Source organism: Sulfurihydrogenibium sp. (assembly GCF_027448985.1).
In the GTDB taxonomy this organism is placed as follows: Bacteria; Aquificota; Aquificia; order Aquificales; family Hydrogenothermaceae; genus Sulfurihydrogenibium.
In genome coordinates this window covers 1-15,434 of sequence record NZ_DAIDMN010000026.1, presented here as the reverse complement: position 1 = coordinate 15,434, position 15,434 = coordinate 1, and the positions used below count along the sequence as shown (strand labels likewise).

General features: G+C 32.1%; 18 protein-coding genes and 1 tRNA gene. 13 read left to right on the top strand and 6 right to left on the bottom strand.

Features of this window, described 5'->3' with window-relative positions:
- The first annotated feature begins 41 nt into the window (after nucleotides 1–41).
- The 4 genes from rplM to rfaE1 are packed head-to-tail and all read left to right on the top strand — an operon-like array spanning nucleotide 42 to nucleotide 2,937.
- Nucleotides 42–494 carry a 50S ribosomal protein L13 gene (gene rplM, locus NE054_RS03590; protein WP_297888624.1) on the top strand — a complete coding sequence of 151 codons (453 nt, stop codon included), beginning with the start codon at nucleotides 42–44 and terminating at the stop codon, nucleotides 492–494.
- Between the two features lie 9 nt (nucleotides 495–503).
- Nucleotides 504–932, top strand: a complete 429-nt coding sequence (gene rpsI / locus NE054_RS03585) for a 30S ribosomal protein S9 (protein WP_297888622.1) — start codon at nucleotides 504–506, stop codon at nucleotides 930–932.
- A 5-nt stretch (nucleotides 933–937) separates the two neighbouring features.
- Complete coding sequence (gene argC, locus NE054_RS03580; protein ID WP_297888619.1) at nucleotides 938–1,963, top strand: N-acetyl-gamma-glutamyl-phosphate reductase; 1,026 nt, start codon at nucleotides 938–940, stop codon at nucleotides 1,961–1,963.
- Nucleotides 1,960–2,937, top strand: coding sequence for a D-glycero-beta-D-manno-heptose-7-phosphate kinase (gene rfaE1 / locus NE054_RS03575; protein ID WP_297888616.1), 978 nt, complete (start codon nucleotides 1,960–1,962; stop codon nucleotides 2,935–2,937). The genes argC and rfaE1 overlap by 4 nt, the downstream gene beginning before the upstream one ends.
- On the opposite strand, the gene NE054_RS03570 is transcribed toward rfaE1, so the two are convergent.
- Nucleotides 2,903–4,156, bottom strand: a complete 1,254-nt coding sequence (locus NE054_RS03570; RefSeq protein ID WP_297888613.1) for an EAL domain-containing protein — start codon at nucleotides 4,154–4,156, stop codon at nucleotides 2,903–2,905. The two genes, rfaE1 and NE054_RS03570, sit on opposite strands and share 35 nt — an antisense overlap.
- A gap of 62 nt (nucleotides 4,157–4,218) precedes the next feature.
- Between NE054_RS03570 and purS the strand changes: the two genes are divergently transcribed.
- The 5 genes from purS to NE054_RS03545 all read left to right on the top strand — a co-directional run bounded on the left by purS (nucleotide 4,219) and on the right by NE054_RS03545 (nucleotide 6,333).
- Nucleotides 4,219–4,461 (top strand): phosphoribosylformylglycinamidine synthase subunit PurS, encoded by a 243-nt coding sequence (purS, locus tag NE054_RS03565; RefSeq protein ID WP_297888610.1) that lies wholly within the window; start codon nucleotides 4,219–4,221, stop codon nucleotides 4,459–4,461.
- Between the two features lie 4 nt (nucleotides 4,462–4,465).
- Nucleotides 4,466–5,146, top strand: a complete 681-nt coding sequence (gene purQ, locus NE054_RS03560; protein WP_297888607.1) for a phosphoribosylformylglycinamidine synthase I — start codon at nucleotides 4,466–4,468, stop codon at nucleotides 5,144–5,146.
- Between the two features lie 113 nt (nucleotides 5,147–5,259).
- Entirely contained in the window at nucleotides 5,260–5,508 is a 249-nt protein-coding gene (locus tag NE054_RS03555; protein WP_012673812.1) for a hypothetical protein, read from the top strand.
- On the top strand, nucleotides 5,501–5,878 hold the full coding sequence (locus NE054_RS03550; protein ID WP_297888601.1) for a hypothetical protein: 378 nt from the start codon (nucleotides 5,501–5,503) through the stop codon (nucleotides 5,876–5,878). The genes NE054_RS03555 and NE054_RS03550 overlap by 8 nt, the downstream gene beginning before the upstream one ends.
- A 2-nt stretch (nucleotides 5,879–5,880) precedes the next feature.
- Nucleotides 5,881–6,333 carry a TlpA disulfide reductase family protein gene (locus NE054_RS03545; RefSeq protein ID WP_297888598.1) on the top strand — a complete coding sequence of 151 codons (453 nt, stop codon included), beginning with the start codon at nucleotides 5,881–5,883 and terminating at the stop codon, nucleotides 6,331–6,333.
- Here the strand turns inward: NE054_RS03545 and NE054_RS03540 are convergent.
- The 4 genes from NE054_RS03540 to accC all read right to left on the bottom strand — a co-directional run bounded on the left by NE054_RS03540 (nucleotide 6,315) and on the right by accC (nucleotide 9,195).
- A tRNA-Arg gene (locus NE054_RS03540) sits at nucleotides 6,315–6,387 on the bottom strand. The genes NE054_RS03545 and NE054_RS03540 overlap by 19 nt on opposite strands.
- Nucleotides 6,378–7,220, bottom strand: a complete 843-nt coding sequence (locus NE054_RS03535; RefSeq protein WP_297888595.1) for a deoxyribonuclease IV — start codon at nucleotides 7,218–7,220, stop codon at nucleotides 6,378–6,380. Before NE054_RS03535 ends, NE054_RS03540 begins: the two co-directional genes overlap by 10 nt.
- Nucleotides 7,214–7,852 (bottom strand): MBL fold metallo-hydrolase, encoded by a 639-nt coding sequence (locus NE054_RS03530; protein ID WP_297888592.1) that lies wholly within the window; start codon nucleotides 7,850–7,852, stop codon nucleotides 7,214–7,216. Before NE054_RS03530 ends, NE054_RS03535 begins: the two co-directional genes overlap by 7 nt.
- Complete coding sequence (gene accC, locus NE054_RS03525; protein WP_297888589.1) at nucleotides 7,849–9,195, bottom strand: acetyl-CoA carboxylase biotin carboxylase subunit; 1,347 nt, start codon at nucleotides 9,193–9,195, stop codon at nucleotides 7,849–7,851. The genes NE054_RS03530 and accC overlap by 4 nt, the downstream gene beginning before the upstream one ends.
- Nucleotides 9,196–9,258: 63 nt before the next feature.
- On the opposite strand from accC, the gene NE054_RS03520 reads away from it, so the two are divergent.
- From NE054_RS03520 to mnmA, 4 genes are all read left to right on the top strand, one after another.
- Nucleotides 9,259–10,992, top strand: coding sequence for an ATPase, T2SS/T4P/T4SS family (locus tag NE054_RS03520; RefSeq protein ID WP_297888586.1), 1,734 nt, complete (start codon nucleotides 9,259–9,261; stop codon nucleotides 10,990–10,992).
- Nucleotides 10,993–11,006: 14 nt separating this feature from the next.
- Nucleotides 11,007–12,101, top strand: a complete 1,095-nt coding sequence (locus NE054_RS03515) for a type IV pilus twitching motility protein PilT (protein ID WP_297888583.1) — start codon at nucleotides 11,007–11,009, stop codon at nucleotides 12,099–12,101.
- Nucleotides 12,101–13,318 carry a type II secretion system F family protein gene (locus NE054_RS03510; protein WP_297888581.1) on the top strand — a complete coding sequence of 406 codons (1,218 nt, stop codon included), beginning with the start codon at nucleotides 12,101–12,103 and terminating at the stop codon, nucleotides 13,316–13,318. The genes NE054_RS03515 and NE054_RS03510 overlap by 1 nt, the downstream gene beginning before the upstream one ends.
- A gap of 64 nt (nucleotides 13,319–13,382) precedes the next feature.
- A complete protein-coding gene (mnmA, locus tag NE054_RS03505; RefSeq protein WP_297888578.1) occupies nucleotides 13,383–14,444 on the top strand; it encodes a tRNA 2-thiouridine(34) synthase MnmA in 1,062 nt (353 codons plus the stop codon).
- Here mnmA and NE054_RS03500 read toward each other — a convergent pair.
- A complete protein-coding gene (locus NE054_RS03500) occupies nucleotides 14,428–15,294 on the bottom strand; it encodes a hypothetical protein (RefSeq protein ID WP_297888576.1) in 867 nt (288 codons plus the stop codon). The genes mnmA and NE054_RS03500 overlap by 17 nt on opposite strands.
- Between the last annotated feature and the right edge of the window lie 140 nt (nucleotides 15,295–15,434).

The window sequence follows — 15,434 nt, the reverse complement described above, 5'->3', positions numbered from 1 at the left end:
TATAATACTGTTTTGAATTTTTAAAAGAGAGGAGCAGAAGAATGAAGACATTCTATCTTCGCAAAGAAGATGTTAAAAGAGATTGGTATGTGATAGACGCTAAAGGAAAGAATTTAGGAAGACTTGCATCTTTAATTGCAAACGTTTTAAGAGGAAAACACAAGCCTTATTTTCAACCAGATGTAGATTGTGGAGATTACGTTATAGTGTTAAATGCTGATAAGTTTACAGTAACAGGAAAAAAACTTACAGATAAAGAGTACAAATTCCATACAAACACTCCAGGTGGATTAAAGGTTAGGTCATTACAGTGGATGATAGAAAACAGACCAACAAGAGCCTTAGAGCTTGCTGTTGAAAGGATGCTTCCTAAAAACAAATTACAGAAAAGATACATGAAAAGATTGAAACTTTACACAGGTGAAGAACATAACCATACAGCCCAAAATCCTAAATCTCTTGAAGAGTTAGCAAAACTCTGGAAAGCATTATAAGGAGGAAATATGGAAAAGACAATAAAAATAGACCCTAATAACTCATTTTATGGAACCGGAAGAAGGAAAGAGGCTATTGCAAGAGTATGGATAATGCCAGGAGAAGGTAAAGTTATTGTTAGAAGTGCTTCTGGAAAAGAATGGAATGCCAAGGACTATTTTGAAAGAGATATTTTAATGGCAAAAATAAACCATCCTTTCGTAGTTACGGAAACACTTGGTAAATTTGATGTTTACGCTACAGTTAAAGGTAGTGGAAAACCAGCTCAAGCTGAAGCTGTTATGTACGGAATAGCAAAAGCTTTAGAGTCTTACAATCCATCATTAAGACCTGCATTAAAATCTGCCGGATTGATGACAAGAGACGCTAGAATTAAAGAACGTAAGAAATACAACCAAATGGGTGCAAGAGCAAAATACAGATGGTCTAAACGTTAATATCAATGTACGTTGCTATAGCCGGTGCATCCGGATATACAGGATTAGAACTACTGAGAATTTTAGAAAATTATCAAGGAATAAAGATAAATCAGGTAACATCAAGGCAGTATGCAGGAAGGGCATTAAAAGATGTCTTTCCTGTTTTTAATAAATCTAAAAATCAAAATCTTGTATTTAGCCAAGAATTAGATTTTAAATCTTCTGATATATATTTTCTATGTCTTCCACACGATGCATCTTTAGAAGTTGCAAAACAGCTTTACGATAATGGAAAAACTGTAATAGACCTTTCAGCTGCTTATAGAATAAAAGATTCTAAAATTTACCCTAACTACTACAACTTTGAACATAAATTTGAAGATTTGTTAAGTAAAGCAGTTTACGGACTTCCGGAAGTGTATAGAGAAAGTATAAAATCAGCAAAACTGATAGCAAACCCCGGATGTTATCCAACAGCAACCATCTTGGGACTATACCCTATTTTAAAGAATAACTTAATTGAAGAAAATAGTATTATTATCGTTAACGCTTTATCCGGAATATCTGGAGCCGGAAGACATCTAAAAGAAGACTTTATGTATCCAGAAGGCTACTCTAACGTTTATGCTTACAACCTAACAAAACACAGACATACCCCAGAAATGGAAGATGTAGTGAAAAACATTACCGGTAAAAATATTTCAATAAGATTTACTCCCCACATCATTCCAATATCAAGAGGAATGTTATCTACCATAACTGTTGAAGTAGACATATCAAAAAAAGATTTAAAAGATTTGTACTATCAAACTTACAAAGACGAATACTTTATAAGACTTCAAGAAAGACCTTCAAGAATAAAAGAAGTTATAGGAACTAATTTTTGTGATATATACGTTGATTACGATGAAAAAAATAAAATGGCTGTTATAACATCTGCGATTGACAACCTTTCGAAAGGTGCATCATCTCAGGCAGTTCAAAATATGAACATACTGTTGGGTAAACCTGAAAACTACTGTCTGCAACATTTACCATTGTTCCCATGATAAATCTAAAAAGAGCTAAAGAAATAATATCAAACTTTCATAAATTAAAGATAGCCGTAATTGGTGATATCATCTTGGATAAGTATCTCTGGGGTGATGTTGAGAGAATATCCCCGGAAGCTCCTGTTCCGGTGGTGGATGTAAAAAAAGAAACGGTTTCCTTAGGTGGTGCAGCCAACGTAGCAAACAATATTGCATCTCTCGATGCTGTGTCGTATATGATTGGTGTTATAGGGAATGATGAAAATGGAAAAATAATACAAAGCTTACTAAAAGAAAAAGGTATCATTCCGATTTTAACAATAGACAGCTCACGCCCTACAATAGAAAAAACCAGAGTGATAGCTGTAAGCCAACAACTTATAAGAATAGATAGGGAAAATAGAGAACCTTTAAATGAAGAGATACAACAGTATCTCATAAACTCCATCAAAGAGATTGAAAAAGAAGTTGATGGCTTTATTGTTTCTGATTATGGTAAAGGAGTTATAAATCAGAAAGTGATGGATTATATTAAATCTCTTAGAAAACCTGTATTCGTGGACCCAAAACCAACAAACTTTTACCTTTACAGAGGTATTACAATTATGACACCAAATAAAAAAGAAGCTTATGAAGGTTCTAAATCCGACAAATCTTTGTCTGTTGAAGAAGTAGGTAAGAAGATAATGAATCAGTTAAACTTAAATCAGCTGATTATAACCCTTGGTCCGGAAGGTATGGCTTTATTTGAAGATGAAAAAGTTATAAAAATTCCTGCAAAAGCAAAAAAAGTTTTTGATGTAACTGGAGCAGGAGACACGGTAATATCAGTTTTAACACTATCGAAATTATCAGGTGCTTCTTGGGAAGAAAGTGCAACAATATCTAACTATGCAGCTGGATATGTGGTAGGAGAGATAGGAACAGCAACTATCGATAGAGAAACATTAATCAAAACTATCGAATATCAGACGGATGAATTGGTTCTTTAAAGAAATTTCCTTGTCCAAAATCTATATCCAATTCTTTAATTTTGTTGAAAATCTCCTGAGAGGATATAAATTCTGCAACTGTCGGAATGTTTAGTTCTTTGGCTAATCCTTTTATAGCTTTTACAGCGGAATATGAAATATTATCTTTATCTATTTTTCTTATAATTTGACCATCGATTTTGAGGTAATCAAAATTTAATTCTACTATATGTAAAATGTTTGAATATCCACTTCCAAAATCATCAAGGGCAATGCTGTATCCGGCATCTTTTAAAATGTTTATTTTTTCTTTTAATATTGAATAATTTTCTATACTTTCTGATTCTAACAGTTCTATCGTGATTTTCTTTCTAAAATTTTTACCAATGAATAAGAGAAATTTTAAAATATCTTCATCAATTATATCTGAAGGTAGTAAATTTATACTTACATCTATCTGTTTTTTACTAATTATAGATAAGTTAAATTCAATTACTTTTTTAGTTAAATCTTTGTAAATATGAGTATCTTTAATAAGATTAAGAAACATTCCCGGAAGAATCAATTTTTTTTCAGAAGTTATTATTCTTATTAAACTTTCAAATTTGAATGTTTTAAATGTTTGAACATTAAATATTGGTTGATAAAAGCAAATAACTCTATTTTCAGCAATGGCATCTTTTATGTCTGAAAGTCTTTTGTCAAAGATATTAAAGTTATTTTCTTTATATATTTCAACACGATTTTTTCCTTTATTTTTTGCCATTAGTAGAGCTTTATCTACTTTTTTAAATGCTTCTTCAAAACTTTTATCTTTGTCTGCATTTATATGTAATCCTGCCGAAACAGTAATTTTAACTTTATCCTTTATTATAAAAAAGGGATTTATTGAAATTTTTTCAACTATTTTTTCCGCAATTCCTAAAATGCTAACATAGTTTTCATCCTTTTCTATTAAAATTAAAAACTCATCATCTCCTACCCTTATTATTTTGTCGTTTTCTCGTATGATTCTTTTTATAAGACTAACAATATCTCTTAGGATTATACTTGCAAACTCTGGACCGTAAACTTTGACAAAGTTAGACATGTTATCTACATCGATTAAAATAAATGCATATTTTTTCTTTAAAAAATCTTTTTCTACAACTGATATGTAGTCCCTGTTATACGCTCCAGTTTCTTTATCTATATATTTTTCGTCTTCTTCTTTCTTTTTAAATATGTTTAATATGCTCATAGCACCATTTTATCATAGATATGGTATAATTTTCCAAAATTTTTGATTCAAAGAGGTATCTTATGCTTATAAAGTTTTATATTAAGCCAAGAAAAGGAGTATTGGACCCTCAGGGAAGGGCTGTATCGGAAAGTTTAAAATCTCTTGGTTTTAGTGATGTTAAGGATGTAAAAGTCGGTAAGTATATAGAGGTTTATATTGAGAATAAAGATAAGGAAAAGGCAATAGAAGAAGCTAAAGAGATGGCTAAAAAAGCACTTGTAAATGACCTTATAGAAGATTATGAATTTGAAGTAGTGGAGTAGTAAAATGAAGTTTGGTGTAGCTGTTTATCCGGGGTCAAACTGTGATTATGACACTTACTATGTAATAAGGGATATTTTAAAAAAAGAAGTCGAATTTGTAGATTATAGAGAGTCTAGCATAGAAAAGTTTGATTGTATTGTAGTTCCAGGTGGCTTTTCTTTTGGAGATTATTTAAGACCCGGAGCGATTGCATCTCACACTCCTTTAACTAACGCTTTAAAAGAGTTTGCTGAAAAAGGCAAGTTTGTAATAGGTATATGTAATGGCTTTCAGATTCTTACAGAGGCACACCTTCTTCCTGGGGCATTACTTCCAAACAACCATGGAAGATTTGTATGTAAACATCAGTATTTGAAAGTAGAAAACGATAAAACACCCTTTACAAAAAGGTTGAGTAAAAGTCAAGTTATAAAACTACCTATAGCCCACCATGATGGTAATTATTTTGTTGATGAAGAAACTTTAAAAAAGATGGAAGAAAAAGGACAGATAATACTAAGATACTGTGATAAAGATGGAAATGTAAATGAAAATACAAATCCAAACGGCTCAATATCAAATATAGCTGGTGTATGTAATGAAAAATTTAACGTATTTGGACTTATGCCACATCCTGAAAGAGCTTGTGAGCCATTGCTTGGTTCATCTGATGGACTAAATTTACTACTGTCATTAATTGAGTAAGTGAGATAGTAATGAAAACTTTGAATATAACAAAAGAAGAATTAACTCAGCTTTATGAGAAAGATTTTCCTTTATGGGTAGAACTAAATCTGAGGCTTTAAAAAGGAGAAAATATGACGGATATAGAAAGAAAAAAATTGGATGATTTAGTCGCAAGAGTTTTTACATTAGCTTACGAACTTGGAACAAATGTTGATGAGCTTTTCAAAGAGGTTAGAAAGTTAAGATTTGAAACAAAGGACAAAGATTTTGAAGCAGCTTTGATAAACTTAGAACATGCTTTTTTTATGGTTGCTCAGTCTATAAATATTCTAAAAGAGCAAACAAGAAATGCGACAATTCCAACCAAAAAACTTGCATAATCAAGAAGTCAAAGTTTATCTAAAAGCTTACGAAGTTTTAGAAAATGGTAACTTAAAGGAAGTTGAAGAGATAGGGACAAGTTTATTAGTTATAGAAAATGTGGAAAATTTTAAAGAGAATACTTTTTGGTTAAAAGTGAAAAATTTATGGATACTAATAGGTAAAGTTCCTCCTTTAAGTATAGCTTATCAGGACATTATTCTATTTAAAGAGAAAGGAAAGTGGGGAATGTTTAGATTTGTTGAAAAAAAAGGAGATTTAGTTATACTTTCGGATGTAAAAGGTGAGAAAAAAACGAAGGTTAAGGAAGAAGATTTTACCTCTATTAACATTTTAGGAAAGGTAATCCGGATACAGGATAGGATTTAAAGATGAGAAAAATAGTATTTTTTGTTTTAATGATTGTTTATCTTTCTTTCGCTGAATCTAAAAAAGTAATTCTTTTAGATAAATCCGGAAATCCGGTTTATTTACCTGAAAACAAAATCGTTTTAGTTAATTTTATGGCGTATAGGTGTGGCCATTGTATGGCTGAAATTCCTGTAATTAAAAAAGTGCTGAAAGAGACGGATTTTAAAGATAAAGTTGTTGTCATCGCTTTTGCTATTGATGGAAAGGAAAATAATTTTAAAGATAAAGATTTTCCAATATACGCTAACAATCCTAAAAATCAGGTAATATTTCCAATAATGGGAACTCCTACCACTTATATTCTAAGTCCAAGTGGTAAAAAGCTTGCTGTAATTTATGGGGCATTTACTGAAGAAAATTTAAGAAAATATTTGAAAGAGGCGATTTCTAAAAGCGCGTCCGGCAGGATTTGAACCTGCGACCTTCGGCCCCGGAAACCGATGCTCTATCCACTGAGCTACGGACGCACAAGAGAGTATAAAGTTTTCATATTTATTATATCCATATTTCCTTCTTTTGGAGTTTCAAGAATAAAAGGTACTTTTTTAAAAAATTCATCGTTTATAAACATTTCAAATCCTTTTAGTCCAATAAACCCTTTTCCTATATGCTCATGTCTGTCTTTATGGGAATTAAAAGGTGCTTTTGAGTCGTTACAGTGTATCACCTTTACTTTTTCTAATCCAACTATTTTATTTAAAATCTCTTTGAAAAAAGCAAATCCTTCCTCTGTATGTATCGGATATCCAGATGCAAATATATGGCAAGTATCTAAACAAACACCTATTTTTATGCTTTTAAAAGGTTCTAATAACTGGTTTATTTCTTCCAATGTTGAACCAACTCCTCCCGATTGACCAGCTAATGTTTCTATTAGAAAAGTTGTATCCTTTATATCAACTTTCTCAAATATTTTTTCTAATCCGCTTATTACTCTCTTTATACCAAACTCTTTAGATTTTCCTTTGGTTTTTCCGGCATGTATCACATAGTAATCTACTTTTAGTTCTTCACATAATTTTAACTCTTCTATAATGGAGTTTATAGATTTACTAAAAAGTTCATCATCTGAAGAAGCAAGGTTAAATAGATAAGATGCATGAACTACAACCGGATTTATTCCGGAAGATTTCCTTTTTTCTAAAAAGATTTCCTTCTCTTTGTCTTTTCTTTCTATCCAGTTCCAGGACCTTGGAGACCTTAGGAAAAATTGGATACTTTTTGCTCCTATCTCCTTTCCTCTATCAAAAACAAGGTCCAAAGATTTTGAGGATGAAACGTGGGTTCCTATGTTTACCATTTTAATTTGAAAATCCCTGTTATAAATGGGTTTGTCCTTTTTTCCTTTCCGATCGTTGTTTTCCCACCATGTCCTGGATACACTACCGTTTCTTCCGGAAGTTCCATCAATTTTTTTAAAGATTTTTCCATTTCTTGCGGGTTTCCTCCGGGAAGGTCAACTCTTCCAACACTTCCTGCAAATAATGTATCTCCACTGATTAATACTTTTTCTTTTTCATTATAAAAGCAAACACTTCCAGGTGTGTGTCCTGGTGTTTCCATAACTGTAAGTTCTAAACTTCCAAAAGTTAAGATATCTCCATCTTTTATATAAAAATCCGGAGATGGGCATTTTGTAGCTTTTAACATAAAAGCAAATCCAGGAAATATATCGTTATTTATTAAAAACTCATCTTTTTCATTCATATAAAATGGTATGTTCAACATTTCTTTTAAAAAACCCACTTGTCCTACATGGTCTAAATGTCCATGGGTAGCTAATATAGCTTTTACATTTAAATTTTCAACTTCTTCTAATATATCTTCTCCATCTGCTCCAGGGTCTACTATTACACAGTCTTTACTTTTTTCATCGTACACTATAATACAGTTTTCTGCTAAAGGTCCAACTGTTAATATTCTTACTATCATTTTAAAAATTCTCTATCTACTAACGATGTTGTGTATGTTCCTTTTAAAAACTCTTTATGTTCAAGTATTTGTAGGTGGAAAGGGATTGTCGTTTTAAGCCCTTCTATTTTAAACTCACTTAATGCTCTTTTTGCTCTTGATATAGCTTCTTCTCTTGTTTTTCCCCAAACTATAAGTTTTGCTATCAGAGAGTCATAGTATGGTGGTATCTGATACCCTTGATATATGTGTGTGTCAACTCTTACACCGTACCCTCCGGGTAAATAAAGTTTTTCGATCCTTCCTGGAGATGGAGTAAACGTTTGTGGATCTTCTGCATTTATTCGAAACTCTATTGCATGTCCGTTTATTTTAACATCATCTTGATATAATGTTAATTTTTGTCCATCGGCAATTTTAAGTTGCCATGATACTATATCAACATCTGTAACCATTTCTGTAACTGGATGTTCAACTTGAATTCTTCCGTTCATCTCTATGAAGTAAAAGTTTTTATCTTTATCTACTATAAATTCAACAGTTCCGGCTCCGGTAAAGTTTACGGCTTTTGCGAATCTTATAGCTGCTTCTCCCATTTCTTTTCTTATGTTATCATCTATAAATGGAGAAGGAGATTCTTCTATAAGTTTTTGGTGTCTTCTTTGAACTGAACATTCCCTTTCTCCTAAATGAATAACATTACCATGCTCATCTGCAAGAATTTGTATCTCTATGTGTTTTGGATTCTCTATAAACTTTTCTATGTAAACAGTTTTATCGCCAAATGAACTTTCCGCTTCTCTTTGGGCTAATGGTAAAAGTCTTGTTAATTCTTGGGGATTATGAGCAACTCTCATTCCTCTACCACCACCACCGGCAGCAGCCTTTATTAAAACAGGATAACCAATCTTTGATGCTATTTCTAAAGCATCTTTAAGCTCATTTACAGGAGGACTTCCTGGAATGATAGGAACCATTGCTTTTTTTGCCGCTTCTCTTGCAGCCGCTTTATCTCCTGTTAACCTCAAAGTTGAAGAAGAGGGACCTATGAACTTTATATTACTTTTTTCACAGATGGCAGCAAAATTGGGGTTTTCTGCCAAAAATCCATATCCTGGATAGATAGCATCAGCATGAACCAAATCAACTGCAGATAAAATTGCAGGGATGTTGAGATAACTCTGTGAAGCTTGTGGACCCCCTATACAGATAGATATATCTGCAAGGTCTTTATGGATGGAGTTTTTGTCTCCTTCTGAATAAACCGCTACGCTCTCTCCACCAAGTTCTCTTATGGACCTTATTGCTCTGACTGCAATCTCTCCTCTATTAGCGATGAGAATCCTTTTTATCCTTTTTAACAAGCTTTGGCTCTCCGGAAATTTTTTGTTGTATATTATATTATAAAAACTTTATGAAGGTAAAAGATGCAGGATAATCAAGGGCAAAGAAGAGTTTTCCTTGTTTTAAGGAAAATGGTTGATGCAGGGATTATTCCAGTAGAAAAAGTTAGAGGGAATCCCAATATAAATCCAAAAAAGACATTTACAGAAGTTTTAGAATACCTCATTAAAGATAAAATAGCAGATGAAAATAAGGTAAAAGAATTTTTTGTAAAGTTCTTGGGTTATAAACCTTTTGATAAAGAAGTTCATAAAATAGATATAGAAAAAAGTATCTTAGAAAAAATCACTCCTTCGTTTATGACAAAGAATAAAATTGTCCCATTCGCCTATGAAAACAATACTCTAAAAGTAGCCATGTTAAATCCAACGGATAAAGATTCTATAAATCAAATAAAGTTTTTTACAGGTGTTAAATTTGTAGATGTTTATATAGCAACTTTATCAGAAATAGAAAATCTCTACAGAGAGATTTTGGCTTTAATGCCTGCAAAAAGTATGCTTGAAGAAATTAAGTTAGATGTAGAAGTATCGGAGGAACAGGAAGCGAAAGAACAAAGATTGGAAGAAATTTCATCAGAAGCGGAAGAAAGTCCCATAGTTAAGTTATCACGAGCTATTATTGTAGATGCTATAGGAAAAGGAGCTTCAGATGTTCATATAGAACCTATGGAAAAAGTTTTAAGGGTAAGATATCGTATAGATGGTATTTTAAAAACTGTAGCAGAATATCCTCCTTCTGTTAAAGATGCTTTAGCTGCAAGGTATAAAATAATGGCAAATCTTGATATCTCTGAAAAAAGACTACCTCAAGATGGAAGAATAAGAATAATTGTTAATAGAAAAAAATACGATTTAAGAGTTTCTATTCTTCCTGTTGTTTATGGTGAAAAAATCGTTATGAGAATTCAAGATGCTGAAAGTTATCTAAATGTAAAATTAGAAGATTTAGGCTTTGAAGATGATGATTTAAAGATATTTAGAGAAGGAATATATTCACCTTGGGGTATGGTTCTTGTTACATGTCCAACTGGTTCAGGTAAAACCACAACATTATATTCCGCTTTAATGGAAAGAAATAAAGATGATGTTAACATTATGACAGCAGAAGACCCGGTAGAAGTGTCAATCTTTGGTATCAACCAAGTCCAAGTAAAAGAAGAAATAGGGTTAACATTTGCAGCTGTTTTAAGGTCATTTTTAAGACAAGACCCTGACATTATATTAGTTGGAGAGATAAGAGATAGAGAAACTGCAGAAATAGCTGTAAAAGCAGCTTTAACAGGACACCTTGTTTTTTCTACACTACATACCAACGATGCTCCATCTACAATAACAAGACTTATAGATATAGGTGTAGATAGATTTTTAGTTTCTACAGCTGTCCATACCATTGTAGCTCAAAGGCTAATAAGAAAACTCTGTAGTAACTGTAAACAACCTGCCAACTACCCACCAGAATTACTAAAGAGTTTTGGTTTTTCTGACGAAGATATAAAAGAAGGACAATTTTTTGTTCATAATCCAAAAGGATGTGAAAAATGTAATGGAACAGGTTATAAAGGAAGAACCGCAGTCCATGAAATATTAAAGTTAACAGATGATATTAGAAAGTTGATTATATCCGGAAAAAGTGCTGATGATATTAGAGATTATGCAGTACAGCAAGGTATGAAAACTCTTTATAAAGATGGTTTAATAAAGATGAAAAAAGGTTTAACAGACATAGCAGAGATAGAAAGGGTGTTGATGAAATAAATTAGGAGAGGATAATGAACGGAGAAACATTAAAAAACTTATCAATAGATGAGATAGCAAAAGATGCAGTTGAAAGAAAAGCTTCAGATATTCATATAACAGCCGGATTACCCCCTTGTGTGAGAGTAGATGGAAAAATAACTCCCTTACCCGGCTATCCGGTTTTAACACCAAAAGATTCTCAAAATTTGATATATTCTTTTATGAATGAAAAGCAAAAAAGAACATTTGAAGAACAAAAAGAGGTTGATTTTTCTTTTGGTATTAGAGGGATAGGTAGATTTAGGGTTAACGTGTACTATCAAAGGGGAACAGTTGCTGCAGCACTCAGAAGAATACCTTATGAGATAAAGCCAATGGAAGAATTGGGACTTATTCCTAAGGTTAAGGATTTATGTCATTTATCAATGGGACTTGTTTTAGTGACCGGACCTACAGGGTCAGGTAAAACAACTACTTTAGCCTCTATGATAGATTATATAAACTCAAATTTCCCGTACCATATCCTAACCATAGAAAACCCTATTGAGTACGTATATCAACATAAAAAATCAAAAGTGGCTCAAAGGGAGGTTGGAACTGATACAGATTCATTTGCAAGAGCGTTAAAGTATGCATTAAGGGAAGACCCTGATGTTATCCTTGTAGGAGAGATGAGGGATTTGGAAACAATTAGAGCAGCTTTGACAGCTGCAGAAACAGGACACCTTGTATTTGGTACACTTCATACAAACACAGCAGTTCAAACAATAAACAGAATAATAAACGTTTTTCCAATGGAAGAACAAGACCAAGTAAGGACAGAGCTAAGCTTTGTTTTACAAGGGGTTATATCTCAAAGATTACTTCCTAAAATTGGTGGTGGAAGGGTTTTAATCCACGAAGTAATGGTACCAAATACGGCTATAAGAAACCTTATAAGAGAAAACAAAATACACCAAATATATGGGTTGATGCAAACAGGACAAGCAGAATCCGGAATGCAAACGATGAACCAATCATTACTTAAAGCTTTAAAATCAAAATTAATAACATTAGAAGATGCGTTTAAAGTATCTCCAGAACCAGAAGAGCTGAAAAGAATGGTTCAAGCCATGGGGATTAGATAATGAAAATAACATATACGGCAAGAGACAAATACGGCGTAAAAAGAAAAGGAATTTTAGAAGCATCTTCCGTTGAAGAAGCGGAAGAAATTTTGAAAAATCAAGGATTTACTGATATTCAAATAAACATAAAATCTGTGAAAGAAAAAAAAGAAAGTAAATCCGGTGGAATAAAACTTTTTAAGAAAAAAGTAAAAGAACAAGATTTAGCGATATTCACAAGACAGCTTGGAGCAATGATAGGAGCCGGAATAGGTATAGTTCAAGCCCTTGAAATACTAGCTGAACAAATTCCAAATCCAACATTGAAAGAAGCTTTAATTAAAGTCAAAGATGATGTTGTAACAGGAGTGTCCTTGTCTAAAGCAATGGAAAAACACAAAGATGTATTTCCTTCGTTTTTAATAAACCTAATGGCAGCAGCGGAAGAATCAGGTAAATTAGACGAAACTTTGAAAAGAGCAACCGTTTACTACGAAAAGTTAGCTGCAATAAAAGGAAAAATCAAAAGTGCATCTTGGTATCCAACAGCAGTTTTAGTTATAGCAACCTTAATAGTTTTAGGACTTTTAACATTTGTAGTACCAACTTTTGCGGAAATATACAGTAGCATGGGTGGAGAATTACCATTCCTGACACAGGTTTTAATAAATATAAGTAACAACCTAAAGTCAAACATAGTTTTTCTAATCGCATTTATTGTTGCATTTGCTTTTATAAATAGACAGATATACAAAACATACCAAGGGAAGAAATTTTACCACAATCTATTTTTAAAAATACCTTTAATAGGAAAAATACTTCATAAAGGAGCACTTGCTAAATTCGCTAGAACTTTTGCAACTTTGATAAATGGTGGAGTTCCAATAATAAGAGCTATAGAAATATCCGCCACCACAGTTGGAAATATCTTAATAGAAGAATCTTTACAAAAAACAAAAGAAGAAGTTGAAAAAGGAAAACCATTTAGTCAGTCTTTAGATAAAAAATATTTTCCTTTAATGTTTACAGCCATGGCATCTGTAGGAGAAAATTCCGGTAGATTAGATGAAATGCTTGATACAATAGCAAACTTTTATGAAGATGAGGTTGATAGGGAGGTTGATGCATTAATCTCTACCTTAGAGCCTTTAATGATGGTTGTTATCGGTGGAATAGTAGGATTTATCCTAATTGCTCTTTATCTACCGATATTCAAAATGGGAGAACTCATTAAATAAGTTGAGATTAAAAAAATCTGTTATAGATTATTAACAACCAATATCTGAGATAATCGGTGGTGTTTTGAAAAAGGTAGTTGTAGGGCTTAGTGGTGGAGTAGATAGCTCCACTGCCGCATTTCTTTTAAAAGAACAAGGTTATGAAGTTGTAGGAATTACTTTAAAGCTATCAGAATTAGATGAGTGTAGTCTTGATAAACAAGTATGCTGTTCTACAAAGGATATTTTAGATGCAAAAAAAGTCGCATCATTTCTTGGAATCCAACATTATGTCATAGATTGGCAAGATATCTTTAAAGATAAAGTTATTGATTATTTTATTAAAGGATATCAATCCGGATTAACCCCAAATCCATGTAGTATCTGCAATAAAGATGTAAAAACAGGACTTCTTGCAAAATATGCAAAAAAAGTTTTAAAAGCGGATTTTTTAGCAACCGGTCATTACATAAAAACAGATATCTTAGATGGCTTAAAAGTTATCAAAAGAGGTAAAGATATTCAAAAAGACCAATCTTACTTTTTAGCTTTAGTTGAAAGAGAAGTTATAGATATGCTTATTTTTCCTCTTGGAGAATATATAAAAGAAGAAGTCCGAAAAATAGCAGAAAAAAGTAAAATTCCGGTAAGTCAAAAGTTAGAAAGTTTTGAAATCTGTTTTACAGCCGGAAAAACTCCACAAGAGTATTTTAAAAGTTTAAACATTCCATTAAAAGAGGGATACATAGTTCATGTGTCTGGAAAAGTTCTTGGAAAGCATAAAGGTTTAGAATCTTACACTATAGGACAAAGAAAGGGATTAAATGTATCATGGAAAGAACCTCTTTATGTTTTAGATAAGAATCCAGAAAATAACACGGTCATAGTAGGAGAAAAAGAATATCTACTTACAGATAAAGTAGTAGTTACGGATTTTAACTTTTTAGTTCCTATAGAGAAATGGGAAAAAATAATGATTCAAGGAAGATATAAACAAAATCCGGTGGAAGTAAAGTCGTTTGATATTAATGAAAAAAGTATAACATTTCACTTTAAACAGAAACAGCAGAAATTTGCCCCTGGTCAAATATTAGCCGTTTACCAAGACGATATTTTACTGGGTGGTGGTATTATTCAAAAACTTTAGCTTCAAGTCTTTCTATTCTCAACACAACATCTTCTGTAAATTTTTTTAATTCCAAAGCTTCTTTTAGTTGAACTTTCATATCAGCTAATTCAAAATAAATGTGGTCCATTCTTTTGTTTAATTCATCTAATCTTTTTGTATTCTGATGAATTTCGGTTTTTAACTCTATCCTGACATCATCGATTTTCGTAGTAAACTCAGACCTAACATTATCAATTCTTTTATTGGTTTCGTCGATTCTCAATGTCAGTTCAGTTTTAACACTGTCAATTTTTCCCGTAAGTTCAGATCTAACATCGTCAATTCTTTTGTTAGTTTCATCTATTTTTGCTGTCAACTCAGTTCTAACACTGTCAATTTTTTCTGTTAGTTCAGTTCTAACATCGTCAATTCTTTTATTAGTATCATCGATTCTTTTGTTAGTTTCGTCGATTCTCAATGTCAACTCAGTTCTAACACTGTCGATTTTTTCTGTTAGTTCCCTTTTAACATCGTCTATTCTTTTATTAGTGTCATCGATTCTTTTGTTGGTTTCATCTATTTTTGCTGTCAACTCAGTTCTAACACTGTCAATTTTTTCTGTTAGTTCAGTTCTAACATCGTATATTCTTTTATTGGTTTCATCAATTCTTTTGTTGGTTTCTCTTAACTCCTCACGTATTTGACGGATATCGTTTTCAACATTGGAAAGTCTTATGTTCATAGATTCAATGGTTGTTGAAAAGCCGTTTATAGCTAAAATGATACCATTTATCTGCCCTGTAATCTCACTTTTAAACTTATCATGCTCTGCTTTTATTTCTCCAACGATTATATCTCTTATTTTTTCAATAACTTTATCAAAATCCATAATAAAACTCCCAAAATTTTTTAATTTAAAATTTAATACAGAATTTTGTTTTTTCAATCAAGCCCCCACTTTTTGTGGGGGGATAATTTTATGTTAACACTCTAATTTCCAATTTAAATAATTTTAAAACAAACCAAGAC

Bases quoted from the DNA above. Each gene is read 5' to 3' on its own strand.
- rfaE1 (WP_297888616.1), top strand. From the start codon at position 1,960: ATGATAAATCTAAAAAGAGCTAAAGAAATAATATCAAACTTTCATAAA.
- rplM (WP_297888624.1), top strand. From the start codon at position 42: ATGAAGACATTCTATCTTCGCAAAGAAGATGTTAAAAGAGATTGGTAT.
- NE054_RS03545 (WP_297888598.1), top strand. From the start codon at position 5,881: ATGAGAAAAATAGTATTTTTTGTTTTAATGATTGTTTATCTTTCTTTC.
- NE054_RS03520 (WP_297888586.1), top strand. From the start codon at position 9,259: ATGCAGGATAATCAAGGGCAAAGAAGAGTTTTCCTTGTTTTAAGGAAA.
- NE054_RS03535 (WP_297888595.1), bottom strand. From the start codon at position 7,220: ATGGTAAACATAGGAACCCACGTTTCATCCTCAAAATCTTTGGACCTT.
- NE054_RS03515 (WP_297888583.1), top strand. From the start codon at position 11,007: ATGAACGGAGAAACATTAAAAAACTTATCAATAGATGAGATAGCAAAA.
- rpsI (WP_297888622.1), top strand. From the start codon at position 504: ATGGAAAAGACAATAAAAATAGACCCTAATAACTCATTTTATGGAACC.
- NE054_RS03500 (WP_297888576.1), bottom strand. From the start codon at position 15,294: ATGGATTTTGATAAAGTTATTGAAAAAATAAGAGATATAATCGTTGGA.
- NE054_RS03555 (WP_012673812.1), top strand. From the start codon at position 5,260: ATGACGGATATAGAAAGAAAAAAATTGGATGATTTAGTCGCAAGAGTT.
- NE054_RS03570 (WP_297888613.1), bottom strand. From the start codon at position 4,156: ATGAGCATATTAAACATATTTAAAAAGAAAGAAGAAGACGAAAAATAT.
- purQ (WP_297888607.1), top strand. From the start codon at position 4,466: ATGAAGTTTGGTGTAGCTGTTTATCCGGGGTCAAACTGTGATTATGAC.
- NE054_RS03510 (WP_297888581.1), top strand. From the start codon at position 12,101: ATGAAAATAACATATACGGCAAGAGACAAATACGGCGTAAAAAGAAAA.
- purS (WP_297888610.1), top strand. From the start codon at position 4,219: ATGCTTATAAAGTTTTATATTAAGCCAAGAAAAGGAGTATTGGACCCT.
- argC (WP_297888619.1), top strand. From the start codon at position 938: ATGTACGTTGCTATAGCCGGTGCATCCGGATATACAGGATTAGAACTA.
- NE054_RS03530 (WP_297888592.1), bottom strand. From the start codon at position 7,852: ATGATAGTAAGAATATTAACAGTTGGACCTTTAGCAGAAAACTGTATT.